General features: G+C 63.7%; 25 protein-coding genes. 12 read left to right on the top strand and 13 right to left on the bottom strand.

What is annotated here, in order from left to right; genetic code table 11:
* Position 1: 1 nt before the first annotated feature.
* Positions 2–589, bottom strand: a complete 588-nt coding sequence (locus tag ACE3SN_RS02225; RefSeq protein WP_374527112.1) for a TetR/AcrR family transcriptional regulator — start codon at positions 587–589, stop codon at positions 2–4.
* A 442-nt stretch (positions 590–1,031) separates the two neighbouring features.
* Here ACE3SN_RS02225 and ACE3SN_RS02220 point away from each other — a divergent pair, with 442 nt between their 5' ends.
* Positions 1,032–2,843, top strand: a complete 1,812-nt coding sequence (locus ACE3SN_RS02220; RefSeq protein ID WP_374527111.1) for a flavin-containing monooxygenase — start codon at positions 1,032–1,034, stop codon at positions 2,841–2,843.
* A 154-nt stretch (positions 2,844–2,997) separates the two neighbouring features.
* Here the strand turns inward: ACE3SN_RS02220 and ACE3SN_RS02215 are convergent, their stop codons facing one another.
* On the bottom strand, positions 2,998–3,507 hold the full coding sequence (locus ACE3SN_RS02215) for a MarR family winged helix-turn-helix transcriptional regulator (protein ID WP_374527110.1): 510 nt from the start codon (positions 3,505–3,507) through the stop codon (positions 2,998–3,000).
* Positions 3,508–3,589: 82 nt separating this feature from the next.
* On the opposite strand from ACE3SN_RS02215, the gene ACE3SN_RS02210 reads away from it, so the two are divergent.
* The 3 genes from ACE3SN_RS02210 to ACE3SN_RS02200 are packed head-to-tail and all read left to right on the top strand — an operon-like array spanning position 3,590 to position 6,193.
* The gene (locus ACE3SN_RS02210; protein ID WP_374527109.1) at positions 3,590–4,072 is read left to right on the top strand and encodes a DUF3237 family protein; all 483 of its coding nucleotides are present in this window, start codon (positions 3,590–3,592) and stop codon (positions 4,070–4,072) included.
* A gap of 22 nt (positions 4,073–4,094) precedes the next feature.
* Positions 4,095–5,735: a CocE/NonD family hydrolase gene (locus ACE3SN_RS02205; protein ID WP_374527108.1), complete on the top strand. Its 1,641-nt coding sequence runs from the start codon at positions 4,095–4,097 to the stop codon at positions 5,733–5,735.
* Positions 5,735–6,193, top strand: coding sequence for a DUF3237 domain-containing protein (locus tag ACE3SN_RS02200; RefSeq protein ID WP_374527107.1), 459 nt, complete (start codon positions 5,735–5,737; stop codon positions 6,191–6,193). The genes ACE3SN_RS02205 and ACE3SN_RS02200 overlap by 1 nt, the downstream gene beginning before the upstream one ends.
* On the opposite strand, the gene ACE3SN_RS02195 is transcribed toward ACE3SN_RS02200, so the two are convergent.
* The gene (locus tag ACE3SN_RS02195) at positions 6,178–7,569 is read right to left on the bottom strand and encodes a spinster family MFS transporter (RefSeq protein WP_374527106.1); all 1,392 of its coding nucleotides are present in this window, start codon (positions 7,567–7,569) and stop codon (positions 6,178–6,180) included. The genes ACE3SN_RS02200 and ACE3SN_RS02195 overlap by 16 nt on opposite strands.
* Complete coding sequence (locus ACE3SN_RS02190; protein ID WP_374527105.1) at positions 7,566–7,976, bottom strand: nuclear transport factor 2 family protein; 411 nt, start codon at positions 7,974–7,976, stop codon at positions 7,566–7,568. Before ACE3SN_RS02190 ends, ACE3SN_RS02195 begins: the two co-directional genes overlap by 4 nt.
* A gap of 79 nt (positions 7,977–8,055) precedes the next feature.
* On the opposite strand from ACE3SN_RS02190, the gene ACE3SN_RS02185 reads away from it, so the two are divergent.
* The 6 genes from ACE3SN_RS02185 (at position 8,056) to ACE3SN_RS02160 (ending at position 16,252) form a co-directional block, all read left to right on the top strand.
* The gene (locus ACE3SN_RS02185; protein WP_374527104.1) at positions 8,056–8,838 is read left to right on the top strand and encodes an IclR family transcriptional regulator; all 783 of its coding nucleotides are present in this window, start codon (positions 8,056–8,058) and stop codon (positions 8,836–8,838) included.
* 135 nt (positions 8,839–8,973) lie between these two features.
* The gene (locus ACE3SN_RS02180) at positions 8,974–11,415 is read left to right on the top strand and encodes a TonB-dependent receptor (protein WP_374527103.1); all 2,442 of its coding nucleotides are present in this window, start codon (positions 8,974–8,976) and stop codon (positions 11,413–11,415) included.
* 69 nt (positions 11,416–11,484) lie between these two features.
* The gene (locus ACE3SN_RS02175) at positions 11,485–12,441 is read left to right on the top strand and encodes a TauD/TfdA dioxygenase family protein (protein ID WP_374527102.1); all 957 of its coding nucleotides are present in this window, start codon (positions 11,485–11,487) and stop codon (positions 12,439–12,441) included.
* Positions 12,442–12,453: 12 nt separating this feature from the next.
* Positions 12,454–14,082, top strand: a complete 1,629-nt coding sequence (locus ACE3SN_RS02170) for a thiamine pyrophosphate-requiring protein (RefSeq protein WP_374527101.1) — start codon at positions 12,454–12,456, stop codon at positions 14,080–14,082.
* Between the two features lie 17 nt (positions 14,083–14,099).
* Positions 14,100–14,984 carry a TauD/TfdA family dioxygenase gene (locus ACE3SN_RS02165; RefSeq protein WP_374527100.1) on the top strand — a complete coding sequence of 295 codons (885 nt, stop codon included), beginning with the start codon at positions 14,100–14,102 and terminating at the stop codon, positions 14,982–14,984.
* A 77-nt stretch (positions 14,985–15,061) separates the two neighbouring features.
* A complete protein-coding gene (locus tag ACE3SN_RS02160) occupies positions 15,062–16,252 on the top strand; it encodes a spinster family MFS transporter (protein WP_374527099.1) in 1,191 nt (396 codons plus the stop codon).
* A gap of 360 nt (positions 16,253–16,612) precedes the next feature.
* Here the strand turns inward: ACE3SN_RS02160 and ACE3SN_RS02155 are convergent, their stop codons facing one another.
* The 4 genes from ACE3SN_RS02155 to ACE3SN_RS02140 all read right to left on the bottom strand — a co-directional run bounded on the left by ACE3SN_RS02155 (position 16,613) and on the right by ACE3SN_RS02140 (position 18,186).
* Entirely contained in the window at positions 16,613–16,819 is a 207-nt protein-coding gene (locus tag ACE3SN_RS02155; RefSeq protein WP_374527098.1) for a hypothetical protein, read from the bottom strand.
* A gap of 35 nt (positions 16,820–16,854) precedes the next feature.
* Positions 16,855–17,400 (bottom strand): hypothetical protein, encoded by a 546-nt coding sequence (locus tag ACE3SN_RS02150; RefSeq protein WP_374527097.1) that lies wholly within the window; start codon positions 17,398–17,400, stop codon positions 16,855–16,857.
* 181 nt (positions 17,401–17,581) lie between these two features.
* Positions 17,582–17,866: a hypothetical protein gene (locus tag ACE3SN_RS02145; protein WP_374527096.1), complete on the bottom strand. Its 285-nt coding sequence runs from the start codon at positions 17,864–17,866 to the stop codon at positions 17,582–17,584.
* 50 nt (positions 17,867–17,916) lie between these two features.
* Positions 17,917–18,186 (bottom strand): hypothetical protein, encoded by a 270-nt coding sequence (locus ACE3SN_RS02140; protein ID WP_374527095.1) that lies wholly within the window; start codon positions 18,184–18,186, stop codon positions 17,917–17,919.
* 276 nt (positions 18,187–18,462) lie between these two features.
* On the opposite strand from ACE3SN_RS02140, the gene ACE3SN_RS02135 reads away from it, so the two are divergent.
* Positions 18,463–20,286, top strand: a complete 1,824-nt coding sequence (locus tag ACE3SN_RS02135; RefSeq protein WP_374527094.1) for an alpha/beta fold hydrolase — start codon at positions 18,463–18,465, stop codon at positions 20,284–20,286.
* 161 nt (positions 20,287–20,447) lie between these two features.
* Here the strand turns inward: ACE3SN_RS02135 and ACE3SN_RS02130 are convergent, their stop codons facing one another.
* Positions 20,448–21,695, bottom strand: a complete 1,248-nt coding sequence (locus tag ACE3SN_RS02130) for a cytochrome P450 (protein WP_374527093.1) — start codon at positions 21,693–21,695, stop codon at positions 20,448–20,450.
* Between the two features lie 128 nt (positions 21,696–21,823).
* Here ACE3SN_RS02130 and ACE3SN_RS02125 point away from each other — a divergent pair, with 128 nt between their 5' ends.
* On the top strand, positions 21,824–22,270 hold the full coding sequence (locus ACE3SN_RS02125; protein ID WP_374527092.1) for a helix-turn-helix domain-containing protein: 447 nt from the start codon (positions 21,824–21,826) through the stop codon (positions 22,268–22,270).
* 23 nt (positions 22,271–22,293) lie between these two features.
* Here the strand turns inward: ACE3SN_RS02125 and ACE3SN_RS02120 are convergent, their stop codons facing one another.
* The 4 genes from ACE3SN_RS02120 to ACE3SN_RS02105 are packed head-to-tail and all read right to left on the bottom strand — an operon-like array spanning position 22,294 to position 25,888.
* On the bottom strand, positions 22,294–23,826 hold the full coding sequence (locus tag ACE3SN_RS02120) for a FadD3 family acyl-CoA ligase (protein ID WP_374527091.1): 1,533 nt from the start codon (positions 23,824–23,826) through the stop codon (positions 22,294–22,296).
* Position 23,827: 1 nt separating this feature from the next.
* Positions 23,828–25,030, bottom strand: a complete 1,203-nt coding sequence (locus ACE3SN_RS02115) for an acetyl-CoA C-acyltransferase (protein WP_374527090.1) — start codon at positions 25,028–25,030, stop codon at positions 23,828–23,830.
* A 17-nt stretch (positions 25,031–25,047) separates the two neighbouring features.
* On the bottom strand, positions 25,048–25,422 hold the full coding sequence (locus ACE3SN_RS02110) for a nuclear transport factor 2 family protein (RefSeq protein WP_374527089.1): 375 nt from the start codon (positions 25,420–25,422) through the stop codon (positions 25,048–25,050).
* A gap of 4 nt (positions 25,423–25,426) precedes the next feature.
* Positions 25,427–25,888, bottom strand: coding sequence for a MaoC family dehydratase (locus ACE3SN_RS02105; protein WP_374527088.1), 462 nt, complete (start codon positions 25,886–25,888; stop codon positions 25,427–25,429).
* Positions 25,889–25,890 lie beyond the last annotated feature (2 nt).

Here is a 25,890-nt window from a genome sequence, read left to right as displayed (position 1 = left end):
ATCAGCTGCCCGGTGAAACGACCATGTCGAAGGCCATGTCGGCAATCTGGGCATAGGTCAGCGCGCCTTCGGGCCGGAACCAGTTGCTGGTCCAGTTGATCGTCCCGAACAAGAGCATGGTCTGCGCGCGCGCCTTGACCGGATCGTCGAACCGACCGGGCAGAGGCGCAGTCAGCAGTGCCTGCACCGCGTCCACGATCTTGCGCTGGGCCTCGACGATCTCGCGGCGGCGTTCGCCGGGCAGGTTGTCGAGCTCGTGCAGCAGCACCTTCTGGCGATCGGCTGCGCCGACGTAGTGCATCATGAAGCGGTGCAGCAGGGCGTGCAGGCTATCACGCGGCGGCAAGCCGGCGGCTTTTACCGCCGCGACGTCTTCCAGCAGCAGGTCGACGTGCGAGGACATTACCGCGAACAGCACGTCCTCCTTCGACGGGTAATAGTGGTAGAGCAGCGATTTCGATGCGCCGCAGGCGCGCGCGATGTCCATCACCGACGTGCCCAGGAATCCCTTTTGCGCAAACAGGGCGGAAGCGTGATCGAGGATCGCTTCCTTGCGCTCTTCGAAATCAGCGGCCTGGGTTCTGGCCATTGGCGGGATCTTCCTGCTTGTCGAGTGTTCTCCTGTCCGGACTAGGCCGTAAACTCATAAACAGCGCCATCGAGGTTTGAGGCAGAATGGCTCAGTGCAAGGAGGCAGGACGCTGGAATATGTCGATATTTCAAGGCCTGCCGACGCAGCGCTGGGCCATTCTGGTCAAACCCCATCGGGGCGTCCAAATGGCTTCCATCTCGGACAAAACCGCCCTTGGAAAGGCAATCAGCCTTCCCGGCGCGCGGTTTTGTCCGAGATGGAAGCCATTTGGGCGCCTCGATGGCGCTGTTTATGAGTTTACGGCCTAAGCGTTCGGGCCGCAAGGTCAAGGCGCAGGACCGCAAGGCCCACCAAGTCACTTTGCTTTGCCGACCGGTCGTGCCAACCTGACCCTAAAGAACGCCTTGTCCAAACACAGGCGCAGCCGGAGAGACCATCAATGAGCGATACCGCGACCCAATCTGCCGCGAACGGACTTGGCTTCGATCCCGCGGCGCTGAAGGCCAAATATCTGGCCGAGCGCGACAAGCGCCTGCGCGCCGATGCCAACGAACAGTATGTCGAAATGGCGGGCAAGTTTTCCCATTTCCTCGACGATCCCTACATCGAGGCGCCGCTCGAGCGCGCACCGCTGGTCGACGAGGTGGACGTGGTGGTGATCGGCGGCGGCTTTGGCGGGCTGCTTGCGGGGGCGCGGCTGCGCGATGCCGGCGTAAACGACATCCGCATCATCGAGAAGGGCGGCGAATTCGGCGGCACCTGGTACTGGAACCGCTATCCCGGCGCGGCCTGCGACATCGAAAGCTATGTTTACCTGCCCTTGCTGGAAGAGACCGGCTTCATGCCCGAGCGCAAGTATTCGCAGGGCGACGAAATCCGCGACTATTCCAAGCGCATCGCCGCGCATTACAGCCTCTATGACGGCGCGCTGCTGCAGACCGAGGTGACCGACCTCAGCTGGGACGAGGACGACCGCCGGTGGATCGTCAGCACCAATCGCGGCGATGGCTTGCGTGCGCGCTTCGTGGTGATGGCCAACGGCCCACTGCACCGTCCCAAGCTGCCCGGCATCCCGGGGATTGAAAGCTTCAAGGGTCACACGTTCCACACCAGCCGCTGGGACTATGAATACACCGGCGGCAATTCGCGCGGCGGGCTGGACAAGCTGGGCGACAAGGTGGTTGGCATCATCGGTACCGGCGCCACCGCGGTACAGGCCGTCCCGCACCTGGGGGCTGGGGCGAAAGAGCTGTTCGTGTTCCAGCGCACCCCGTCCTCGATCGACGTGCGCGGCGATCGGCCGACCGATCCCCAGTGGGCCGCCGCGCTTGAGCCGGGCTGGCACCAGCACCGCATGGAAAACTTCAACACGCTGGTCTCCGGCGGCTGGGCCGACGAGGATCTGGTCAATGATGGCTGGACCGAGATCATCCGCAACCTTGGCGTCGTGGCGCGGATGCGGGCGGCAAAGGAAGGGGCGGCCGATCCCGCCGAACTGGTCCAGCTGGCCGATTTCAAGAAAATGGAATCGATCCGCGCGCGCGTTGACGAAGTGATCGCCGATCCAAAGACGGCCGATGCGCTCAAGCCCTGGTACAACCAGTTCTGCAAACGCCCGTGCTTTCACGACGATTATCTGGCCACGTTCAACCGGCCGAACGTGACCCTGGTCGATACTGACGGCAAGGGGGTTGAGCGGATTACCGAAACCGGGGTGGTCGCGAACGGCAAGGAATATCCGCTCGATTGCCTGGTCTTTGCCACCGGGTTCGAGGTCGGCACCAGCTATGCCCGCCGTTCGGGTTACCAGATCCACGGCGTCGGCGGTCGGACGCTGGAAGAAAAGTGGGCCGATGGGGCGAAGACCCTGCATGGCATGATGGCCAACGGGTTCCCGAACTGCTTCATCTTCTCGGTCATCCAGTCGGGCTTTACCGCTAACTATCCGCACGCACTGGCCGAGCAGAGCAAGCATGCCGCCCACATCATCGCCGAGGCCATGGGCAAACAGGCGACGCGGGTCGAGCCGACCGAGGAAGCGGAACTGGGCTGGACAAAGGAAATCCTGAGTTCGCTGCTCGATCGCCGCAAGTTTCTCGAGGAATGCACCCCCGGATACTATAACGGGGAAGGCCAGCTCAGCCCGCTCGCGGCCAGCTATGCCTCCTACGGCAAGGGGTCGGACGCGTTCTTCAAGGTGATCGCCGATTGGCGCGACGAGGGCAGCATGGCAGGGATGGCCGTCGAATAGAGGGGCAGGGCATAATCCACTTGCAGGCGCAGGCCCGCACCCGGCTGCGCGGTTCGTGGTTCGGTCGGTATGGCGTGCCTTGCGCAAATTTGGCGCACCCTTCGGTGCGGTAAGCTGCAGCCTCGGTGCGGGCCCTTTTGGTACGGACCTGTCCCTAGTCGACCTCGCGGGTTTCGCTAGTGAGCTCTGTCATGGAGTTCGAAGCCCCATGCCCGAACGAATCGACGGCCTGGGCAATCTTGGTAATCAGCTTCTCAAGCGTACGCCGCTCCTCGGTGGTCAGGTCGGCGGTAATCTTCGCGAAGTAAGCTACTCTGGCCTGGCGGGTTTTGCTGAAAAGCGCGGTGCCGGCCGGCGTAAGCTGCAGCAGCAGGCGCTTGCGGTTGCCATCGTCCGGCGTGCGGACGATCAGGCCCGACTGGCTGAGCTTGGAAATGGCCCGGCTGACTTCAGCGCGATCGATCTGGAACGCGGTGCAGATTTCGGCGGCCGACGTCATTCCGGCGGTCCCCGCAAACGCCAGGACACGCCAGTCGGCAAGGCTCAGGCCCGACTGCGATTGAAGCTGCCGCGCGGACTCGCGATCGATCATCCGGGCAAGCAATTGCAGCCGGTGCGGCAGGTGATCTTCGCCAAACAGATTCCAAGTCGGTGGCAGCGCCATGGTGGCTCAGGGCTTAGTGGCGCACACCGCATCCGTCAAATTCAAGTTGACAAATCAACAATGGTGGCGCTGATCATCGGCCATGACCGTACCACATCCCTTCACGCCGCAGCTTGAGTTCGCTTTCACGATCTCGATCACCCTGACCAAGCCGCATTGGGTTACGCCGCCTGCCCGGGGTGACATGCGGGCCGCGATCCATGCTGCCGATGGCGTGGTCGAAGGGCCGTTGCTCAATGGCCGGGTGATTCCGATGTCGGGCGGGGATTTCCCCCTGACGCGGCCGAACGGCGTGATCGATTTCGATGCGCGCTATCTGCTCGAAGCGGATGACGGGGCCGTCATCTACCTTGAGAACCGGGGTTATCGCTGGGCCAAGACCCCGGAGATTGCCGAACTGATGCGCCGCAATGAACCGGTTTCACACGATAGTTATTACATGCGCGTCACGCCGCGCTTCGATGCTCCCGATGGCCCCCATGCCTGGATGACCAAGCACGTCTTCGTGGGCGTCGCGGAAAAGATCCCCGGGGCGAACCGGATCCATTACTTCGTGGTGCGCTAGCATGGTGTCGGACCAGCCCCTGATGCGTCCGGGGGTTGACCCCTTCAGCGCCAGTCACAAGCCGCCGCTGCCGCCGCTGGACTATACTGTGCGGTCCGAACAGGGTCTGCTGATCGAACGCAATTGCGTGATCCGGCTGCGTGACGGGACCGAGATATTTGCCGACATCTATCGCCCGGTGGACGCCCAATCCGGTGTGCCGATCCTGCTTGCCTGGGGGCCATACGGCAAGCACGCCCTGACCAATCAGGTGTTCTGGCCGCGCTCTGGCGTAGACCCGGCGTGGCTTTCGCCGCTGACCGCGTTCGAAGCCCCGGATCCGGTCTTTTGGGGCGGCCTGGGCGTGGCCGTAGCGGTGGTCGACCCGCGGGGAGCCTGGCTGTCGGGCGGTGACTTTCACCACAATGGCAGTCAGGAAGCCGAAGACTGCGCCGATGCGATCGAATGGCTGGCCGCCCGTCCATGGAGCAACGGCCGGGTCGGGATGACCGGCGTGTCCTACCTGGCCTGTATCCAGTACCTTGTCGCCCCCCTGCGACCGCCGGCCTTGGCCGCGCTCAATCCCTGGGAGGGATTTTCGGACTGGTACCGCGAATTCGCTTACCATGGCGGCATTCTCGAAACCAACTTCCTGCCTCGCGCCTCCGACAATATCCGCTTCTCGTTGAACCGCACCGAAGATACCTGGGCCAATGCACTGGCCCATCCGCTGGTTGACGGGTTCTGGCGCTCGAAGGAGCTCGATCTCGAAGGGATCGTCCAGCCCGCCTATGTCGTTGCCAGTTGGTCCGACCAGGGGCTGCACCTGCGCGGGACGATCGAGGCCTGGCGGCGAATGTCGAGCCCCGCCAAGTGGCTGGAAGTGCACGGCCAGAAGAAGTGGGCGCACTATTACCGACCCGAAAGCCGCGAGCGTCAGCGCGCTTTCTTCGAGCACTATCTGTTCGACCGTCCTACGGCCCTTGCGGCCTGGCCGCCCGTGCGGCTTGAAGTGCGCGAGCGGCATGGTCTTGCTTGCGAGCGCGAGGAAGCGGCATTCCCGCCCGAACGCGCCAGCCTTACCGCCTTTCATCTCGCGCCGGACGGCACGCTGGGCAGCGCCGCACCGCCGTCTGGAACCAGCCGTTATGATGCGCGAACCGGACGCGCGACCTTCGATCTGCGCTTTGACCAGGATACCGAAATCACTGGCCACGCGAGCTTGCGGCTATGGGTCGAGGCCGAAGGTGCCGACGACATGGATCTGTTCGTTGCGCTGCAAAAGCTCGACGTCGCCGGGCAGCCTGTCGGCTTCACGTTCTATGCCTTTTTCGAAAACGGCCCGGTTGCATTGGGCTGGCTGCGCGCTAGCCACCGGGCGCTTGATGCCGAGCGTTCGCGGATCGACCGCCCCTGGCATCCGCACGATGTCGAGCAACCCCTGCATCCCGGCGAGCGTGTACCGGTTGAGATCGAGATCTGGCCCTCCTCGACCCTGTTTCGTGCCGGCGAAGCGCTCCGCCTGGTTGTTGCCGGGCACGACATCTATCCCAAGGAGGAAGGGGCAATGCTGCCATTCGCCTTGCACGAGCAGACGCTGAACAACGGCACCCATGTGCTGCACATGGGTGGGACATTCGACGCGCTGCTGCGCCTTCCGATCGTACCTGTGGAGCAACCCTGATGCTGGAACCCACCGCTGCCGATTGCCGGCTTGAGCATGTCTTCGACATCGAGGTCCATTTCGGTTCCGACCGGATGATCTTCGGGCCGCTGCCGGGCGGCGCCAGTCAGGGCTATACGCCCGCGATCGGCGGGACCATCACCGGCCCGCGGCTGAACGGTATCGTCTTGCCGCAAACCGGGGCCGACTATGCCAGGGTGCGAAACGACGGGACGATCGAGCTGGAAGCCCATTACCTGCTGCAGGCAGACGACGGGACCCCGATCTATATTCACAATCGCGGCTACCTGGTGCGGCCGCTTCCGGGTGAGAGCCAGCCCGCCTATTTCAAGCTGACACCATACTTCCGGGTACAGGAAGGCCCGCATGACTGGCTTTCGCGCACGGTCATCGTGGGCGGCGGCGAACGCCGCAGCGATCCCGACCGGTCGCTGTTCCGCTATTACGCGCTGCTCTGATCCGGCGTCTGATCCAATTCGCGCTTAAGCCCGCGCGCGGCGCGCATGAAGCAGATCGCGGCGACGAACAGCACCGCCAAGGCGGCCGACATCGCCACCTGCAACCCGCCAGCCGATGCCGCACGGCAGGCTTCGACTGCGCTGGCGCCCGCTCCGGGGAGGGGAAGGCCCTTCGGACAATCGACCTGGAAATTCCCGGGATAGGCCCGCGCGGCAAACAGGTCGCTCATGCCGCCGACGAAGACCGGACCAAGCCCCGAGCCGATCAGGGTATAGAGCAGCGTGTAGAGCGCGATGCCCGTCGCGCGCATCCGCGTTGGCAGCAGGTTCTGGATCAGCCCCGAAGTCGGTCCATAGAACACCAGCAGCATCGCCCCGGCGACAAGCAGGATAGCGGTCGCAACCGGCAACGACGGGCCCGCGAACGCCAGCCAGTAAAGCGGCGGAGCCAGTGTCAGGCCGATTGCTGCCCCCCAGGCGGGCCAGCGTGGATCGCGCGCGCTCAGCCGGTCGGTCCCGAAGCTTCCCGCCAGCAGCCCGATGGTCAGGGCGATACCCGAAATGGTCCCGAACAGGGCGGCGGCCTCTCCCACCTTGAGCGAATAGGTCCGCGCGAGGAATACGGCCAGAAACTGGGAGATCGAGGTCATGCCGAAGCCCGCCAGACTGCCCCCTGCGATTACCCAGCACAGCGTCGGCGAGCCGCGCAGCGTCGATAGAAAATTCCCCAGCGATGGGGCTTCGGCGCTTGTGCTGGCAGGCGGATCCTGTTGTCCGCGCGCTGGCTCTGCAACCAGCCAGTGCAGGATCGCGGCGACCAGAAATCCCGGGATAGCGAAGGCGACGAAGGATATTCGCCACGAGCTGACGCTGGCGATTGCCCCGGCGATCGTCGCGCCGAGGAAGGCGCCAGCCGGGCTGCCGAGTTGGACGAGGGCGATCATCGAACTGCGGCGGCGAGGCGGCGCAACGTCGGCCACCAGCGAAGCGGCCGCGGGCGTAAAGCCAGCCTCACCGAAACCGACCACCAACCGGGCCATGGCCAGTTGCACGAAGCCGGTGGCGACCCCCGTGGCCGCGGTGGCCATCGACCAGATCACCAGCGCGGCAGAGATCAGCGAGGTTCGCCGCATGCGTTCCGCAAGCATTCCGACCGGCAGACCGGCAAGTCCGTAGAGCAGGGCAAAGAGCAGTCCCTGGAGCAGGCCCAGCTCCAGATCGCTGAGTTTGAGGTCGGCCTTGATGGTCTGCGCCAGCACCGAAAAGATCGCGCGGTCGGCGAAGTTGAGCAGCCCTGCAAAGAACAGAACCGTGACCAGCCAGCGGGTTTGGGCGCTGCCACCGGCATTGCCCGCCTTGGTATAGACGGATTTCATGATTGCGCTTCCTGCCGAACGACCCGGCTTTCGATCGTGGTTGCCCGGATGCTGCGAAACAGCCCATTGGCGAGCTCGTAGAGTGCCATCGACTGCAGTTCATAGGCATCGCCGGCTTTGAGGCTGGTCCCGCCCAGCTCAACCCCGTCGACCTTGGCAACGAACCGCGACCGCAGCGCTGCGGCGATTACGCCTTCGCCTTCGATCACAGCCCTCAGTTCAATTGTCCGATCCGCCTGGCCGCGAAATTCGGAATAGAAGGCCACGATCGCGTCGCGGCCACGCAGCTCGCGCCCGCTGCCGTTGATCAGCACCACGTCCGGGGCATAGCAGGCCGCGTAGGCAGCGCTGTCTCCACGATTGAAATCGGCGATGTAGCGCCGCAACATCTCCGCCAGACCACTCATTGCACTTCCCCCGCGCATTGTTGGGGTTACAATTGCAGCTTATGTTGATAGATCAACAAAAATCGTTGGAGAGCCGGCCTTGATCGAACCACCGCACGGCGCCGCTCGCCGGCTGGCCTTTCTGTTCAAGCTGGTTGGCGATGGTCCGTCGCGATTCTCGTTGGGCGATCTGGCGGCGCGTGCGGACCTTCCGCAAAGCACCGTCCATCGCAACCTGCAGGCGCTGATCGAGTTTGGACTGGTCGAGCGCAGCGGCAATCAGTCCTATCGGATCGGCCGCGAATTCTACCGCATCGCCTCGAATCTGCTGCAACGCTTCGATCTGGTCCGCAGCGCCCAACCGCTGCTCGCCGAGCTGGTCGCTGACTGGCACGAAACCGCCGTGCTGTGTTCCTACAGCCCGATTGACAGGCGGGTGGTGATCGCCGCGTCTGTTTGCACGCCTCACCCGCTGCGCTTCGCGATCGAGAACGGGATGGAAATCGGTCTCGTCTGGGGTTCGCTCGGCCGCGCGGTGCTGGCTTTCCTCAGCCCTAACGAGATCGAGGTGATCCTGCGCGATCCGGCCGTCGGGCCGCTAACCGGGCGCCGCCGGATGCCGCGCGAGGCAATGATGGAAGAGCTCGAGACAATCCGCCAGCGGGGCTTCTCGCGCTATTACGACCCCCGGATGGAGATTGCCGGAATCGCCGCCCCGGTATTCGGCAGCGAGGACGAAGTGCTGGGCTGCGTCGGCGTGACAATGCCTTCGAGCCGTTACCGCGATCATCTGGAGGATGACCTGGCCGAGGCAGTGTGCGCTGCGGCCAAACACCTCACGCTGCTCGCACAGACGGCGCAGGGTGTGCAGCAAGCGGGCTAAGGCCTGAAAATTTTCCACGATGCGGAATTGTCTTTTTCGTCAGGTGGAACTTTCTTGACAGTTGATTACTCAACATATCCACTCCCCTGAGACCTGGGCGGTATCGAATCCAGGCCGATATTGGGGGAGATGACAATGAAGCTATCCAGCTGCCGGTTTGGTACCCGGACTTCCGTACTTGCCGTTGCGGGCGCACTGCTGTGCGGCACGCCGGCATTCGCCCAGAACGCCGATAGCGCCGAGGCGAAGGACAACGACGAAATCGTGGTCACCGCGCAGTTCCGCAGCCAGAAGCTGCAGGACGTGCCGATTGCCATCACCGCGGTCAGCGGCGAAACGCTGGAGCGGCGCGGCCAGACCTCGCTGGCCGATGTCGGCAACAACGCGCCCAATGTGACCCTGCGACAAGGCGCGGCAACCTTCGGGCCTTCGGTGGTCGCCTATATTCGCGGCGTGGGCCAGCGCGACACCAGCTTCGCGCTCGAACCAGGCGTGGGCCTTTATATCGACGACGTCTATCTGCCGACCATGCACGGCTCGCTGCTCAACCTGGTCGATCTTGACCGGGTCGAGATCCTGCGCGGCCCGCAAGGCACCTTGGCCGGCCAGAACTCGATCGGCGGGGCGATCAAGCTCTATTCGAAGAAGCCCGATGGCTCGCACGATGCCTATCTGTCGGCGACCTACGGCAGCTACAACCGCGTCGAACTGCGCGGGGCAGCGAACTTCACGCTCGCACCCGATACGCTGTTCGCGCGCCTTTCCGGGGCGGCAGTCCACAAGGACGGCTATGTCACGCGCTACGACTATCGTTGCACCCATCCCGCCAGCACGATCCCCAGCTCGGTTCAGGGCACCAACTGCAAGCTCGGCACCGAAGGCGGCAAGGATTACGTTGCCGGACGCCTGGCGCTGCGCTGGACGCCTTCGAGCAGGGTTACGCTCGACGTTTCGGCCGATCTGACCCGGGACGATAGCGAAGTCGCGCCCTCGACGCTGCTCTATGTTGGCCGTCCGGCCAACCCCGGCGCAACCAACACCGGCGTCGCGACGCCCCCATCGGCAGCCTATGTCCTGAACGGCAACGTCTATGGCACAGCCACTGGCTCGCCCTATATCGCCTATTCGCCTTACGGTTCCTTTGCCCAGGATGCCTTCAGCAACAGTCCCTACATCAGCTACGAGAACTACACCGATATCGCCCCGCGTGACGGTTCGGCTCCGTGGAGCGCTCCGCTCAAGAGCGCACTCAACACCTGGGGGATTGCCGGCACGCTCAATGTCGAGCTGTCGGACGCCGTCAACCTGACCTCGATCACGGCTTACCGCGAGTTCGACGGCACCTATTCATCGGGGGATGGCTCGCCGTTTACGCCGACGATGCAGTCCAACCGGGTCTACAACCACCAGTTCAGCCAGGAAGTGCGCGTTTCGGCCAAGCTGGGTGACATTGCGAACCTGACGGTCGGTGGTTTCTACTTCCACAAGCGCAGCCGCTATAACGCGCGGATCACGCTGACGACGCTGGCGTTCATCGAGGACGACGTCATCCCGGCGACCACCAAGGCGGCATTTGCAAACCTCGAAGTGCGACCCGTCGAGAACCTGACCTTCCTCGGCGGAATCCGCTACACGGACCAGTCAAAGACCTTTACCTATGGCCGCTTCGGCGTACCCGGTTCGGCTTCCGGCGGGGCCGTGCCGGCTTCGCTTGCCCCGCTCAACGGTCTGGTCGGCAAGTTCTCCGGTGACCGCGTCGACTATCGCCTTGGTGCCCAGTATCGCTTCTCGCCAGAAGTGATGGCTTATGCGCAGTTCGCGACGGGCTTCCGCGGCGGCGGCATCAACCCGCGGCCGTTCTTCCCACAGCAGGCACTGCCGCACGATCCTGAAACGCTCAAGGCTTACGAGGCCGGGATCAAGACTGATCTGTTCGATCGGACGGTGCGATTCAACACCTCGGCCTTCATCAACAAGTACAACGGCATCCTGGTATCGGTTTCGAGTTGCCCGTTGAGCGGTGCGCCGGCCGCGCCCTGCGCGCTGCCGCTCAACGCCGGCAACGCAACGATCAAGGGCTTCGAAGCCGAACTGGCCTGGCGCCCGGTTCAGGGCCTGTCGATCGAAGGATCGCTGGCCTATCTCAACTTCCACTACGACAGCATCAGCGCGGCTGCCGCCAATTCCGGGATCGGCACCGAAGACAAGGGGCAGTACATCTCGCCCTGGCAGTGGAGCATTTCGGCGCAGTACGAACTCGGCCTGCCGGGCGGTTCCACGCTTACCCCGCGGGTCGACGTATCGCATATCGACGCGTTCAACCGCAATTCGAACAATGTCGATGCAACCACCGGCGGCAAGGACATCTTCGGCCTGGTTCCGGGCTACACCCTGGTCAATGCCCGGCTAACCTTTGCCACTCCCGAGCGCGAATGGGAACTTTCGGTTGAGGTCCGCAACCTTACCGACAAGCTCTATTACACCGACATCTTCGATAATCGCGGCTCGACCAACTCGATCCAGGCCACGCCGGCTGAGCCGCGCACCTGGGCGGTATCGGTCAAGCGCCGCTTCTGATGAGGGGCAAGGGCGGTCGCTTCAGCGGCCGCCCGAAGCCGCACGTTTCCAAATTGCAAGGAGCCTCCCATGGCCAGCCGACCTACCCCCTATATTCATCCGGTCCAGACCGGCGTGCCGATCGTTGCGGGGCTGCCGATGCCCGAATTCCGGCGGATTTCGGTTGAGCCGATCAGCGGGGCTTGCGGCTGCGAAATCTCGGGCGTGGACTTGCGCGAACCGCTCGATGCCGAAACCCTGGCCGAGATCATGCTGGCATTCGAACAGTTCCTCGTGATCGTGTTCCGCGATCAGGATCTAACGCCCGAACAGCACAAGGTCTTTTCGCGGCACTTTGGCGATCTGACCGAACTGCCCCAGGCGCCGACCTATGGCGGCGACCGCGAAATGCAGGAGGTCCGCCGCGAAGCGCACGAGCCGGTCAACGTTGTACCCAGCTTCGAGCATTTTCATACCGACAGTCCGTTCCTGCCCACGCCGCCAAAGTGCATCGTCATGCGGGCGCTGGAATGCCCGCAATGGGGCGGCGACACCGCTTTTTCCAACGCTTACCTTGTCTATGAGCACCTTTCTGACGGGATGAAGGCGCTCGTCGACGGGCTGCAGATCGTCTATTCGGGCAAGGATATCTGGGCCAAGAACGAAGCACTTGCACCCGAAAAGCGGCTGCGCCTGCGCGAGAGCCACAACTTTTCCGAAGACCAGCTGGAAAGCATCCATCCGGCCGTGCGCGTTCATCCGGAAACCGGGCGCCGGGCGCTGTTCGCCAACACGGCCTATTTCAAGCGCTTCGTCGGCTGGAGCGAGGCTGAAAGCCGCGCGCTGCTCGATTACCTGCAGAGCCTGGCACAGCAGCTCCACTACCATTGCCGGGTAAAGTGGCGGAAGGACACGCTGATTGTCTGGGACAACCGCTTTACACTTCATCGCGGGATCCACGATTTCAAGTTCGAGCGCCGCCACCTGATCCGCACCACGGTAGTCGGTGAGCGTCCGCTCGGGGTTGCCAGCCTGGGCGAAGCGTAAGCGGCGGGCACGATGAAAGTCAGTGAGGCGATCGCCGAAATCCTGAAGCGCGAAGGCATCGAGGTCATTTTCGGCTACCCGCGCAATGCCGTCCTCGAAACGGCTGCGGCGCGGGGCATTCGGACCGTGATCGTCCGCCAGGAGCGGACCGGCCTGCATATGGCCGATGCCTATTCGCGCATGTCGCGCGGCAAGCGGCTGGGGGTCTTCGCCATGCAGCATGGCCCCGGTACCGAAAATGCCTATGGCGGGGTCGCGCAGGCCTACTCCGAAAGCGTGCCGGTGCTGGTCCTGCCGCAAGGCTATGCACGGCGATTGGCGCATGTGCCCGATAACTACAACGCGTGCCTTTCGATGCGCGACATCACCAAGACTGCCGAGCCGATCCTGCGCGCGGAAGATACCGGGGCCGTTCTGCGCCGCGCCTTTACCGCGCTGCGCAATGGTCGGCTGCGTCCCGCTCTGGTCGAGCTGCCGTGGGACGTGCTGGGCGAGGAACTGCCCGAACCGCTGGTCTATTCCCCGGTCGTTTCCACCCGCTTTGCGCCCGATCCCGAGGCGATTGGCGCCGTTGCCGACCGACTGGTTGCGGCCCGGCGCCTGGTCATCCACGCTGGGCAGGGGGTCCACTGGGCCAATGCCTACGCCGAACTGCGCGAACTGGCGGAATTGCTTGCCGCGCCGGTTTCGACCAGCCTTGAAGGCAAGAGCACCTTTGATGAGACCCATCCGCTGGCGCTGGGCTCTGGCGGAGCGGCAATCCCCGGCCAGTTGCGGCACTTCCTGGATAATGCCGATCTGATCTTCGGGATCGGTTGCAGCTTTTCCGAAACGGCGTTCGGCGTGTCGATGCCCGGCCATGTGCCGGTGATCCACGCGACCCTTGATCCTGCCGACTTCAACAAGGGCGTTCCCTGCGAACTGGCCCTGGCGGGCGATGCGAAGCTGACGTTGGCTGCGCTGATCGAGGCCTGCCGGGCGCGGATCGCCGGACCGCGCGACCCGGAACCGGCCGCGCGCGAGATTGCCGACGTCGAAGCCGCCTGGCTGGCCCAGTGGCTGCCACTGCTTGAAAGCGACGCCGCGCCGCTTAGCTCCTATCGCGTGCTATGGGAGCTTCAGCGCTCGGTCGATGTTGCCAATACGATCATCACCCACGACGCCGGCAGCCCGCGGGATCAACTGACCCCGTTCTGGAAGTGCATTACCCCGCTAAGCTACATCGGCTGGGGCAAGTCGACCCAGCTTGGCTATGGCCTGGGGTTGGCGATGGGCGCGAAACTGGCCTGTCCGGACAAGCTCTGCATCAACGTCTGGGGCGATGCGGCAATCGGCTTTACCGGGATGGACTTCGAAACCGCCGCGCGCGAGCGGTTGCCGATCCTCTCCATCCTGCTCAACAATTCGGCCATGGCGATCGAACTTGACCAGATGCCGGTTGCGACCGAACGTTTTAGGGCAACCGACATCTCCGGCAATTACGCGGACTTCGCCACTGCGCTTGGCGGCTATGGCGAGCGGGTGACCCGACCGGAGGATATCCGCGCCGCTATCGAGCGCGGCATTGCGGCAACGCGGGCAGGGCAGCCCGCCTTGATCGAGTTCATCACCTGTGCCGAAACCAGGGCATCGCGGCTTTGAGTGGCGCTCCGGCGGGATTGGCGCACCGCGCAATAACCCCTGAGGAAGCCGCAGCCCTGCTGTCTGCCGAACCCGACGGCTCAGCCACCGAAGAATTGCGCGCTGATCTCATCGCCTGTTTCACCGACGGCCCGCGCGCGATCCTGCTGAAGGGGTTTGACCCCAACCGATGCGGCGAGCCAGCTTTTGAACGGGCGCTACTGGCGCTTGGCGGCTGGCTGGGCACAGCCTCGATCCAGTCACCCCGCGGCGAGATGGTCGCGCGGGTCGAGCACGATCCGGCCGACGTGCAGGCCCGTGGAACCCATTCCGACGACGAATTGCAGGGCCACACCGATCTGCATGACATTTTGGCGCTGGCCTGCGTCCGACCTGCTGCGCGCGGTGGAGAGAGCTTCCTGGTCGGGGCCGATGCGCTCTATGCGCAAATACTGTCCAGCCATGGCGAGTGCATGGCGGCGCTGCGCGAGGGCTATTACTTCGGCACCAACCCGGTGCTGCAATCGGATCATCCGGTAAGCGCGGACAGGATCCCGGTTCTGTTTGATGACGCGCGCAACCTGATCTGCTGGAACGGATATTTCATGCGGATGGCCGCGCTGCACCGCAACGAGCCTTTGCCGGACGCGCTGGTCCAGGCGCTCGATCGCTTGCGCGCGGTTGCGGCCGAGCTTGCTGAACGCCGCCGGTTCATGCTGGAACCCGGCGATATTCTGTTCTGGCATAACTGGTCATGGCTGCATGGCCGGACCGCGTTTCAAGATGTTTGTGCAAACCGGCGCAAGCTGCTGCGGCTGTGGCTTCGATCCGAACTCGTATATCGACCGAGGGTCCTCGCCGAACGCGGCGAGCGCATCGACGCCGATCATCGCCTGACACAAGAGCTGGGATACCTCTCGTGATGACCGAACCGGACGTTTTCCCAGATGACCAGCGCTGGCCCTGGCGTGCGACTTTCCCGCTGGCAATTCTGACACTTATGTCGGTATTCAACTATCTTGACCGGTCGCTGCTCGGTCTGGCCTTGCCGCTGATCAAGCGGGAGTTCGGATCGTCCGACACCGTCCTGGGGCTCGTCTCCGGCATGGCTTTCGTGCTGCTCTATTCGTTGATCGGGCTGCCGATTGCGTGGCTGGCCGATCGCGCCAACCGGCGCAACATTGTCGCTGCGGGCCTGGCATTCTGGAGCCTGATGACCATCGCCACGGGGTACGTAAGCTCGATCCTGCAACTAGCGGCCGCGCGCTTGTTGCTGGGCGCCGGTGAGGCGGCAGCCCTGCCTCCGGCAAATTCGATTATTGCCGATCTGTTCCCAAAGTCTCGTCGTCCGCTTGCCATGGCAATTTTCGGGACAGCCAATTCGATAGCATTCATCGCGCTGTTCCCGCTCGCGGGCTGGATTGCGCAGCATTATGGCTGGCGCACCATGTTCATTGCAATGGGGCTGCCCGGGCTGGTGCTGGCGCCGGTCCTGCTGCTTGCCGTGCGCGAGCCGGCGCGAACCATCGCCAGTCCGCCGCGCCTCGAAGGGTCGGCACGTGCGGTAATGCGCGGCATTGCGGAATTGTTCCGCAATCGCTGCTACGTCTGGCTGTTCGTGGGCGTCACCCTGATGGGTGCCAATGTCTGGGCAGCAGGAGCCTGGACACCGACCTTCTTCACTCGGGTGCATGGCATGAGCCTTGGCGAAGTTGCTGGAATAGTCGGTCCGGTGCGAGGGGTGGTCTCGGCTGCCGGGATCCTGTTTGGCGGCCTGCTGATCGACCGGATTTCGGCAAGCCGGCCGGCCTGGCAGATCTTGATTCCTGCGCTGGCATGCATGACGGCGGGCCCTGCCGAGGCGTTGCTGCTGCTTGGTGAAAGCCGACCGGTGTGGTTTGTCGGCCTTGCTGCCGCCAGCTTCTTCACGCTGATCCATCAGGGACCGATATACGCCGCTGTCACCCACGTGGTCCGCGTGGATCAGCGGGCATTGGCAATTGCCATGATCCTGCTTGGCGCCAGCTTTCTGGGCAACGCTATCGGACCCACCGCGGTCGGATTGATCAACGATGCCTTGCAACCAAGACTGGGCGACGCGGCCATTCGTTACTCGATGTTGCTGATCGCGGTGACTCCCCTGTTGGCAGGCCTGTGCATGGTCTTCGCGGCAAGGAATTACGAAGCGTAATCCAGGCGCATGGATCATCTGTGCCTCCTGATTGTCGTGGCCCGGAAACTGCACATGGAAGATCCGCCGGGCCGGGCGCTCGATGTCGGGGGAGGCGTCTGGCTCGATGTGTTCCTCGCTGAACCCGGCAGCATCGCGCACGATAGCCAGGTCGACGATTGATCGATGCCTATCGCACCTGAACCGGCAAGGGCGAAGGCCACCGGATCGTCGCCTGCCTATCTCTGGGGCGAAATGCGCGCCAAGGGCGGCGAAGTGCGCCCGATCAGCCGCGTCTCCTCCTCGCCCAGGCTGCGCTGCAGGCCCCAAACTGCGGGCCGGTTATTGTCGGGACGCCCGTCAGCGTGGATTGGCGGGCATCTACTGCGCGGGCCGTGGACCGCATTCCTCTTCAATCAGCATCTTCTGCTGCTCGACGTTTCCGGGCGGAACAGGGTAATCCTTGCGGACATTTGCGGCACATTGCTTCCAGTTTGCGAGCGCCGGAGAATCGTCGGCAAGCGCCGGGCTGCAAAGCAGGCAAGCGCCCGAAAGGGTGATGAGAGCCTTACCGAAAATCTCACGCATTTTGATCTCTCCTCTTCCGTCGTAATCGCGTGGGCTCAGAAACCGGTTCCCGTCGTGGGATCGCAAGCCTTCAGAAGCACGTTGATCGCAGTGTTGACGCGGCTGGCGACTTCCGGCGTTGCAAAGGTTAGCGACTTGATCGGCGGCGAGCCCGACAGATAGATGTTGTTTCCATCAGTCTTTGATGCGGAGACGTTGGCCCAGTAAATCGTAACGGGAACCGGATTGGTTTGCGCGTTGATCCAGGAATGGTCGCCGCGCCAACCGGCCTCCGTGAGGTAGACCTGGAGGTTAGTGATGCATTTGTCCGTCGAGCTTACCCAGTAGAGCGTTCCATGCTTCTCTTGTTCGAAATAGCATTCCGACATCCCGTCGCAGTTCCAGCCTGAATCCATCGAGCGCCGAAAGCTGGCATTCGCATATGTCTTCGTCGCGCCCTGCTTGATAATCAATTCGAGGAACTTCTGGGCATTTTCAGGCGTTTGCTGCGCCTGAGCAAAGGCGGACGTGGATGCGCTCAGCGCGGTGGGAAGCGCCAGCAGGGCAATTGCCTTGGAGATTGCTGTCTTTTCGAAGCGCATGCGCATGCCTCCAGAAGCGGGATAGGGGTTCAAGCGTCGGAACGGCTGACTTCAAACCGATTGGGTCTGCCCGCACGTGCCGTTCGGTTCGACGTCAGCATTTTCGCGGTAGCGTGCTCAAGTCGCTTGGAGAGTTGGGCGAGGCGCGCCGGTCGTTCGGGCACGCCTTTGCCCAACTTCCTCACTTTGACGTTTCGGTGATGTAAACGTCGACCCAGCAGGTCCGAACGCGGCCATAGTCAGCCGGCTCGCAGCTCGGATCTCCATAACCCGTAATCGTGTGATAGGCGCGGATCGTCCGGTTGTTGATGTTGTTGACCATGTCCTGTGCCGACCGCTTGGCCTGGGCGATGGCTTCGGCATCACTGCGGCCGGTGCCCTGCGCGGTCGAGGTCCAGGCAAGTGCCGCTGCAGGAATGGCAAACGCCACAGCGGCACAGGCGTAAGCAAGTGGTTTGAGTTTCATCTTCGTGCCTCGCAATTGACTGTTGATGGGATGGTTGATCGGGCCGGAATTTAGCAGCTGCTACCCGCCTCGTTGTTCACATAGGCCGTACAGATCCAGTATCCGTACTGGTCCTTGCGGCATTGCTCATAGCGCGCGAGCGTGATGCAGGAGGAGCGCCCCCAGCGCTGCTGCGACATTTCGCGAGCCCGGGCATTCGCATCGTTCATGGCTGCAGCCGGGGAATCTCCCGAGCCAGTCACTGCCGTACCGGCATAGGCGACACCCGCCATTGCACCAGCGGCAAACAGGGCCAACCCGATTGCTGTCTTGCGCATCATTTCTCGATCCTTTCAAAAGTGCCGAACTTGGCCAGAGCGGTCGGGACCGTGATCGCGAAAGCCAGCAATTCCGTCTGCGCAGCCAAAGTCACACAAGCTCCCTGCAAAAGCATCCGACCGTCGGGACAACCCGATCAATAAGTTTGGCCTGAAGCGGGTGACATCGCCTTTTGTTGGGTATTGTTGCCGATCTGGTGTTTTCTTATCGATCGGAATGGCCGAGGCGATCTATTCACAGGTTGCAACAGGAGTGGGTTGGATCGCGTGCGAAGGTTATTGTTCAAGCCGGCCTTGCAGAACTTGCTGGACGATCCAGAGCAGTATCTTGAGGAAATCCGCGCCGACCCCCATGCCTTTGCCAAAGCCGTGCTGCAACAGGAAGGAACTGGCGCAGGTTCAGCCAGTGCAATTCCCTCGATCGCTTCCTTTGCGGTCTTCGTGTTTCGACCTGACGGAACCCTGGTCAGCGAAGTCTGTCCCGACGATTGGCCTGATGGCTTGCCGTTCGGGCAGTTGCTCGAACAGTTGCCGGGCGCTGTCGATACCAGCCGCATCCTGTTCCTGCGCTGGGGTGGTCGTGTCGGCCTGCGTGCGGTGTGCCTTGGGAACCAGGCGGCGATCGAGTTGAACCTGCCCATAGCGGTGCGCGAAGCGCTGTTGAACAATCCTGACAGCCGGCTGCTGATTTGCGCAAATGCGACGGTTGGCTCGCGCGCACTGGAAGCCTCTGCTGATAGTTTCGGGCTAAGTAGTTTGCAGCAGCGCGTCGTCATCGCCATCGCGCGTGGCGAGAATGGGAGAACCGCAGCTGCCGACCTCGGGCTGTCCTATGCAACCGTGCGGGAAGCCCTGGCCGATGCGGCTCGGCGGGTCGGGGTGCCGAATCTACCCGGTCTCGTCAGGCGGATCGTCGAATGCTCCTTCGGGATGCTGCCAGCCCATTTCGGCAATGCCGCCGAACTCGCCGATTGGCTGCCGCTGACCACTCGCCAGTGCCAGATATGCGAACTGATTACGGAAGGCATCAACCGCGAAGCAACCGCCAGGGCGATGCGGATCAGCCCGGCCGTGGTCAAGAAGGAGCTCGAGCAAATTTTCCTGGCCCTAGAAGTGAATTCCGCGGCCGGGCTGTCGCGCATCTGGGTAGAAGCGCAGGTGCTCCGGTTCCTCGCGCGGCCCACCGAAGGCCCGCTGGGCTTCTTCGACCCATTGATCGAACCGACCCGCTTCCTGCCGCGCGCGGACGATCACCAGATCATTGCCTGGAGCGATTACGGGCCGGTATCGGGCAAGCCCGTGCTGATCGTTCATAGCAACTGGACCTGCCGCTCGATCCCGCGGGCCATGGTAATGCGCCTGCAGGCCGCTGGGTGGCGACCGATTGCCATCGACCGTCCCGGTTTCGGCCAAACTCATCCGGGCAACATATCCTTGGCCAATCCCTTCGAACAGGCCGTGATCGACACCGCGAATGTCTTGAATCGCCTCAAGATCCGAAAGGCCGCCGTGATCGCCCGCCGTGCCGGGCAATTCGTCACCGTGCTCAAGCAGTCGCTTGGCGACAGGATCGGGCCGGTCCTGCTGACTTCCCCCAGTGCTCCGACGAACGATTCAGGGCGCCGGGTCGGGATTGTCGGCGTCATCAAGGAAGCGTTCTATCGCTCGCCACAGCTGGTCGAGTTCTATTTCCGCGTCGTCACGCCGCAGTTCTCGCTCGACCGCATGGAACGGCTGACGCGCAACATCTGCAAGGGTAGCCCGCCCGACGAGAAGCTATGCGAGGATCCTCAGTTCATCCGCGACCGGTTCCGCGCGATCCGGCCGTTCGCCACGGGCAATCTGGAGGGCGCCATCATCGAGGAGATGCAGGTTTCCCGCAACCTCTTTGCGCTCGCACCGTTGGTGTCGGAAGATGTGATGATTGTGCAGGGGGAGCATGACAACCATTACGCCTTCGAGGAAGTGTTCAATTACTGGTCGCAAAAGTGGCCCCGCGCCGAAATTCGGTGCGTACCCGACGGCGGCCAATTCCTGACGTCCAGCCATCCCGAATTGTTGGTCGATCTGCTCGAAGAACTGTCGGCCAAACCGGACGCTTGAGCAGACGAGCACGGCCCGGCCCGACCCGGTTCGGTGGAGCTGCCGGCGCAGCATTTGAACCTGGCAATGACCTCTGAGCGGTCACGATTCCGACCGGTTTGACCGGATCGCATCGGTCAAATGCTTCCCGGGGCATGCCAGTGTGCCATGCGAGGAGACGGTCAGCCTCGCGGTGCCATGCGGTAGCGGATCGGCAGGTGCTTAAGCCCGCCGGTGTGGTTGGTCTTGACCCATTCCGGTGTTCCGGCGAGCTCGATGCTGTCAACCCGGGAAACGATTTCGGCAAAGAGCGCCTCGACTTCCATTTCGGCAAGGATCCTGCCCAGGCAATGGTGAGCGCCATAGCCAAAGGCGACGTGCCGGTTGGGCGAGCGATCGACCCGGAACGCGTCAGGATCGGGAAAGGCGTCCTCGTCGCGGTTGGCGGCAAGATACATCAGGCAGACGCTTTCCCCGGCCTTGATCGGCTGCCCGGCCAGTTCGGTGTCGACGGCGGCGGTCCGCATGAAATGGCGCACCGGGGTGGCCCAGCGGAACATTTCCTGAGCGGCCTTGGCGATCAGCCCGGGATCGACCTTGAGCTTCGCGAATTCCTCCGGATTGCGGGCCAGCTGCATCATGCCGATACCAACCGAGGAACTGGTGGTGTCATGCCCGGCGGCGGCCAGCAGCATCCCATAGGACAGGGTATCCATATCGGGCAGGGGCTGATCGTGCAGTGTGGCGTTGGCAACCACCGACATCAGGTCGTCGCGCGGTTCGGCGCGGCGTTCGGCGACGACCCGGGCAAGATAGCCGAAGAATTCCATGACCACGTCCTGGCCAAATTCGCCGCTGCGCTGGCGTTCGGGATCCTGCGCCCCGAACAGTTCCTGGGTAAGCCGCAGCACCAGGTCGGCGTCGCTGTCGGGCAGGCCGAGGATCGAGGTGATCATGATCAGCGGATAGGGCACCGCGACTTCTTCGACGAAATCGCATTCACCGCCCAGCGCTGCCAGCTTGTCGACATATTCGCGCGCCAGCCGAGCCATGCGCTCGCGCAGGGTGTCAAGAAAGGCGGAATTGAACCAGCTCTGCGTAAGGCCCCGGTGATCGCGGTGATCGCTGCCGTCCATGTCGAGCAGGGTGCGCACCGGGCCGGTCCGCACGCCCCACTGGGCAATGATCGCATCCTCGATGTCGCGCGGGATCAGGGTCTGGCGCGGGGCAGCCAGCCAGGTCCTGCTGTCGCGCTCGACCTGCATGATTACATCGCGGCGCAGCGCGGCCCAGAACGGCCGGTATGGCTCCTGCTCGACCCACAGGACCGGGCCAAGGGCGCGCAGTTCCTTGCAGCGGCGAGCAACCTCGACCTCGTCGAGATAGGCCTCGGGCGAAAAGATATCGAGCGTCCCGAGCGGCTTGTTCATGGTTCCTGGCTCCCAAAGTTCCGTGTTTGACCCGCCGTCTAGCGGTGATCCTGGGAAATTAGCGCATTTGGCTTGCGCGATGGGCGGGCAGTCGCCCATTTTGGGCGTAGTAACGAAAGGGGGGCAGCATGAGCGAAGATGCGCTGCGCAGGAATTTCGGCAAGGCGCACGCGCTGCACGTCGATGCACTGACGCGCCACCTGGTCGAATGCCGCCGCACCTGCGGCGGCGATCTCGACCTGTTCCTGGTCCTGATGATCATTGGCGAACGCACGTTCACCCCGCGCAAGGCGCCCAGTGCGATGAGCCATGCAGAATTCGTCGAACGCTCGGTCGATACCCTCGAGCCAGCGGCGATCAACCTGCAATCGATCGCCGATTACAGCGGCATCCCGCGCGAAACCGTGCGCCGCAAGATCGAGGCGCTGGTGGCGAGGGGGTGGGTCCGGCGCGACGAGCGCAGGTTCGTGACGGTGACCGACCAGGCCAAGGACGACCTGCTCGGCCTGACCGAAAGCGCGATCCGTTATCTGCGCGAAATCGAGGCCGCGCTTGCCGCCAGCCAGCTGGACTGAGCATCTGCCGCAGCCGGCAGCATTCAGGCAAGTTCGAGCTTGGCGACCTTGCCTGCGGCGTTGCGCGGCAGTTCATCGAGGAAGGCCACATGGCGCGGCACCTTGTAGTTCGCCATGTTGTCGCGCGACCAGGCGATCAGGTCTTCGGCGCTGAGCGTCATGCCGGGGCGCAGCACGACGAAGGCCTTGCCGACCTCGCCCATGCGCTCGTCGGGAACGCCGATCACCGCGACCATGCCGATGGCCGGATGTGCGGCCAGCAGCTTCTCGATCTCGGCGGGATAGCAGTTGAACCCGCCAGAGATGTACATGTCCTTCTTGCGGTCGGTGATCCGGACATAGCCGGCCGCGTCCATCGTTCCGACATCGCCGGTGCGCAGCCAGCCCTCGGTGTCGATCGCCTCGGCGGTGGCGGCCGGATCGTCGAGGTAGCCGCGCATCACGCCGATCCCGCGCACCAGGATTTCGCCGGTTTCGCCGCGCGGCAGTTCGCGCCCGTCATCGCCCGCGATGATCACTTCGTTGCCGGGGATCGCCGCGCCGCAGGTGTTGGCGATCAGGTTGACCGGGTCGCCCGGGCGGCACGAGGTGATGTTGACGCATTCGGTCATGCCATAGGCGGTGATGATGTCGCGGATGCCGAGTTCGGAGCGGATGCGCTCAATCAGCACCGGGGGGACTGTCGCCGCACCGGTGGTGCCACCGCGCAGCGAGCTGACGTCGAACGGGCGGCGTTCGTGTTCAGCCAGCAGCATCTGGAAGATGGTGGGCGGGCCGGGCAGGAAGGCGATCCGCTCCTGTTCGATCAGGCGGATCGCCTCGGCCACGTCGAACTGCGGCATCGGCACCATCACCGCGCCAGCAACCAGGCAGGCAACCCAGCCGACCTTCATGCCAAAGCTATGGAAGAACGGGTTGGCGATGAGATAGCGCTCGCCCTGTGCCAGCCCCGTGTTCCCGATCCACACCCCGACCTGGGGAACGATCCCGCCGTGGGTCATCAGCACGCCCTTGGGCACGCCGGTAGTCCCGCTGGTGAACATGATGTCGGAAACGTGGTCTGGCGTCAGCTGGTCCAGCGCGGTGTCGATGGCTGGATCCTGCGCGCCCTTGCCGGTGGCGACAAAGGCAGTGAAATCGCGGTCGAGCAGCACGGTTTCGATCAGATCGGGCAGGTCTTCGCCCGCCAGCAGCGCCGGATAGTCGATCCCGAGAAAGCCCGTTACCGTGAACAGCAGCCGGGCGTGGGTGCGGCGCAGAATGTCGCCCGCCTCACGCCCCTTGAGCCGCGTGTTGAGCGGCACGATTGCCGCGCCGCAGGTCTGGGCCGCGATTGCCGCCACCACCCATTCGCGGCTGTTGGGCGCCCAGATCGCGATCCGGTCGCCGCTCTGCACCCCGCGCGCCAGCAACGCGGAGGCTGCTGCGCGGCATTCGTCCCACAGCTGCGCGAAGGTGCGGCGCTCCGCGCCCTCGATCAGCGCGGAGGCATCGCCCCAGCGCCGGGCGGCCTCAGCCGCCGCGTGGGGGATCGTCAGGGGCAGCGGGGCGGTCATCTCAGGCGACTTCGAACAGTCCGGCCGCGCCCATGCCGCCCGCGACGCACATCGAGATCACGACATACTTCACGCCCCGGCGCTTGCCTTCGATCAGCGCGTGGCCGACCAGGCGGCTGCCGGTCATGCCGAAGGGATGGCCCAGTGCAATCCCGCCGCCGTTGACGTTGAGCTTGTCGGGATCAATCCCGAGCTTGCGCTGGCAGTAGATCGCCTGACTGGCGAAGGCTTCGTTGATTTCGAACAGGCCGATATCGTCGATGCTCAGCCCGGCGCGGTCCAGCAGCTTGGGGATTGCGAAGACCGGGCCGATGCCCATTTCATCAGGCTCGCAGCCCGCGACCTGGAAGCCGCGATAGATGCCGAGCACCGGCAGGCCTTCCCTCTGCGCGGTGTCCAGATCCATGATCACCTGCGCCGAGGCGCCGTCCGACAGCTGCGAGGCGTTGCCCGCCGTGATGTGGCGGCCTTCCTTGATGACCATGCCGTCCTTGAACACCGGGCGCAGGGTCGAAAGCCCTTCCGCCGTGGTGTCGCCGCGCACGCCTTCGTCAGCGGTAAGGGTTACGGTTTCGCGGCCGGTTTCGTTGCCTTCCTTGTCCTTCAGCGACTTTTCGACCGTGATGGCCGCGATTTCCGTGTCAAACCGTCCGGCGGCCTGCGCCGCGCCGGCGCGTTGCTGGCTGAGCGCGGAAAACGCGTCTTGGTCCTCGCGGCTGATGCCATAGCGTTCGGCCACGATCTCCGCCGTCTCGATCATCGCCATGTAGGCATAGGGATCGGCCGCGATCACCGCTTGCGAGCGGTTGCGCCAGGCAGGCGCGAACTTGTTCAGCGTCATCGAGATCGTCTCGACCCCGCCCGCCACCGCAACGTCCACTTCGTCGCAGCGGATCGCGCGGGCGGCGAGAGCGATGGCGTTGAGGCCCGAAGAGCACTTGCGGTCCAGCGTGAAGCCGCTGGTGGCGTTCGGCAGCTTCGAGGCGTGGACCGTCAACCGACCGAGGTTGTAGCTCTGCGTATTCCAGTGGTTGCCGCAGCCCAGGTAGACATCGTCGACGCGGGCGGGATCGATCCCGGCGCGTTCCAGCGCGGCATCGACCACGTGGGCCGAGAGGACGGGGGCTTCGGTATCGTTGAAAGCCCCGCGATAGGCCTTGGCGATGGCGGTGCGGGCGGTGGAAACGATGGCGGCTTCGCGCATGGATTAGTTCCTTGTCCTCAACCGGCAATCATGTTGCCGGGGCCAAAATAGGCCTTCATTTCCTTGACCTTGCCGTTCTCGTCGAAGGCAAAGGTATCGATCACGTGGATCGTCGTGTCCTGCCCGTCCCATTGCAGCATGACCCGCATCGGAAACGCGGCGTGCGCGGCGGCAATGCGGATCGCTCCGTCCAGCACCAGTTTTGCGCCGGTTGCCATCGACGCCTGATAGAATTCGCGGATCGCCGCTTCGCCGACCTTGGGCGCGGTGCCGATCGGGTCTTCGATCACCGCATCTGGAGCAAAGATCGCGACCGCCTGCTCGGCGTCCCCGGCATCGAATGCGGCGACATAGGCGTGGACGGCGGCTTCCATCTGTTCAGGCGTCGGCATGGGCTTAACCTTCCGGGAAATAGCGGCTGATCGTATCGACCACGCAGGCCGGCTTTTCGCTGCCTTCGATTTCGATGGTCACGCGCACGACCGACTGGATCGCGCCCTTGATCTCTTCCACCCCGACGATCTCGCCAACCCCGCGAATGCGGCTGCCGACCTTGACCGGGGCCAGGAACCGCAGCCGGTCCGCGCCGACGTTCACCGCGTGGCTGAAGCCGCGCACTTCGATCAGGTCGGGCAGGAAGAAGTTCACGAGGCTCATCGTCAGATAGCCGTGGGCAATCGTGCCGCCGAACGGGCCGTCCTTGGCGCGCTCGGGATCGACGTGGATCCACTGGTGATCGCCGGTCACTTCGGCAAAGCCGTTGACGCGGTCCTGCTCGATTCCGAGCCACTCGGTCGGGCCGAGCGCCGTACCTTCCTGGCCGATCAGATCGCGCGGGCTGGCATAGATCTTCGCCATGG

Source organism: Novosphingobium sp. (assembly GCF_041915465.1).
GTDB lineage: Bacteria > Pseudomonadota > Alphaproteobacteria > Sphingomonadales > Sphingomonadaceae > Novosphingobium.
This window is presented reverse-complemented; position numbering and strand designations above follow the sequence as displayed.

Coding starts and splice junctions, on each gene's coding strand:
- ACE3SN_RS02110 (WP_374527089.1), bottom strand. CDS start 25,422: ATGCCGACGCCTGAACAGATGGAAGCCGCCGTCCACGCCTATGTCGCC.
- ACE3SN_RS02105 (WP_374527088.1), bottom strand. CDS start 25,888: ATGGCGAAGATCTATGCCAGCCCGCGCGATCTGATCGGCCAGGAAGGT.
- ACE3SN_RS02145 (WP_374527096.1), bottom strand. CDS start 17,866: ATGAAACTCAAACCACTTGCTTACGCCTGTGCCGCTGTGGCGTTTGCC.
- ACE3SN_RS02220 (WP_374527111.1), top strand. CDS start 1,032: ATGAGCGATACCGCGACCCAATCTGCCGCGAACGGACTTGGCTTCGAT.
- ACE3SN_RS02170 (WP_374527101.1), top strand. CDS start 12,454: ATGAAAGTCAGTGAGGCGATCGCCGAAATCCTGAAGCGCGAAGGCATC.
- ACE3SN_RS02200 (WP_374527107.1), top strand. CDS start 5,735: ATGCTGGAACCCACCGCTGCCGATTGCCGGCTTGAGCATGTCTTCGAC.
- ACE3SN_RS02225 (WP_374527112.1), bottom strand. CDS start 589: ATGGCCAGAACCCAGGCCGCTGATTTCGAAGAGCGCAAGGAAGCGATC.
- ACE3SN_RS02125 (WP_374527092.1), top strand. CDS start 21,824: ATGAGCGAAGATGCGCTGCGCAGGAATTTCGGCAAGGCGCACGCGCTG.
- ACE3SN_RS02210 (WP_374527109.1), top strand. CDS start 3,590: ATGACCGTACCACATCCCTTCACGCCGCAGCTTGAGTTCGCTTTCACG.
- ACE3SN_RS02120 (WP_374527091.1), bottom strand. CDS start 23,826: ATGACCGCCCCGCTGCCCCTGACGATCCCCCACGCGGCGGCTGAGGCC.
- ACE3SN_RS02175 (WP_374527102.1), top strand. CDS start 11,485: ATGGCCAGCCGACCTACCCCCTATATTCATCCGGTCCAGACCGGCGTG.
- ACE3SN_RS02140 (WP_374527095.1), bottom strand. CDS start 18,186: ATGATGCGCAAGACAGCAATCGGGTTGGCCCTGTTTGCCGCTGGTGCA.
- ACE3SN_RS02130 (WP_374527093.1), bottom strand. CDS start 21,695: ATGAACAAGCCGCTCGGGACGCTCGATATCTTTTCGCCCGAGGCCTAT.
- ACE3SN_RS02115 (WP_374527090.1), bottom strand. CDS start 25,030: ATGCGCGAAGCCGCCATCGTTTCCACCGCCCGCACCGCCATCGCCAAG.
- ACE3SN_RS02180 (WP_374527103.1), top strand. CDS start 8,974: ATGAAGCTATCCAGCTGCCGGTTTGGTACCCGGACTTCCGTACTTGCC.
- ACE3SN_RS02160 (WP_374527099.1), top strand. CDS start 15,062: ATGTCGGTATTCAACTATCTTGACCGGTCGCTGCTCGGTCTGGCCTTG.
- ACE3SN_RS02190 (WP_374527105.1), bottom strand. CDS start 7,976: ATGAGTGGTCTGGCGGAGATGTTGCGGCGCTACATCGCCGATTTCAAT.
- ACE3SN_RS02205 (WP_374527108.1), top strand. CDS start 4,095: ATGCGTCCGGGGGTTGACCCCTTCAGCGCCAGTCACAAGCCGCCGCTG.
- ACE3SN_RS02215 (WP_374527110.1), bottom strand. CDS start 3,507: ATGGCGCTGCCACCGACTTGGAATCTGTTTGGCGAAGATCACCTGCCG.
- ACE3SN_RS02155 (WP_374527098.1), bottom strand. CDS start 16,819: ATGCGTGAGATTTTCGGTAAGGCTCTCATCACCCTTTCGGGCGCTTGC.
- ACE3SN_RS02195 (WP_374527106.1), bottom strand. CDS start 7,569: ATGAAATCCGTCTATACCAAGGCGGGCAATGCCGGTGGCAGCGCCCAA.
- ACE3SN_RS02150 (WP_374527097.1), bottom strand. CDS start 17,400: ATGCGCTTCGAAAAGACAGCAATCTCCAAGGCAATTGCCCTGCTGGCG.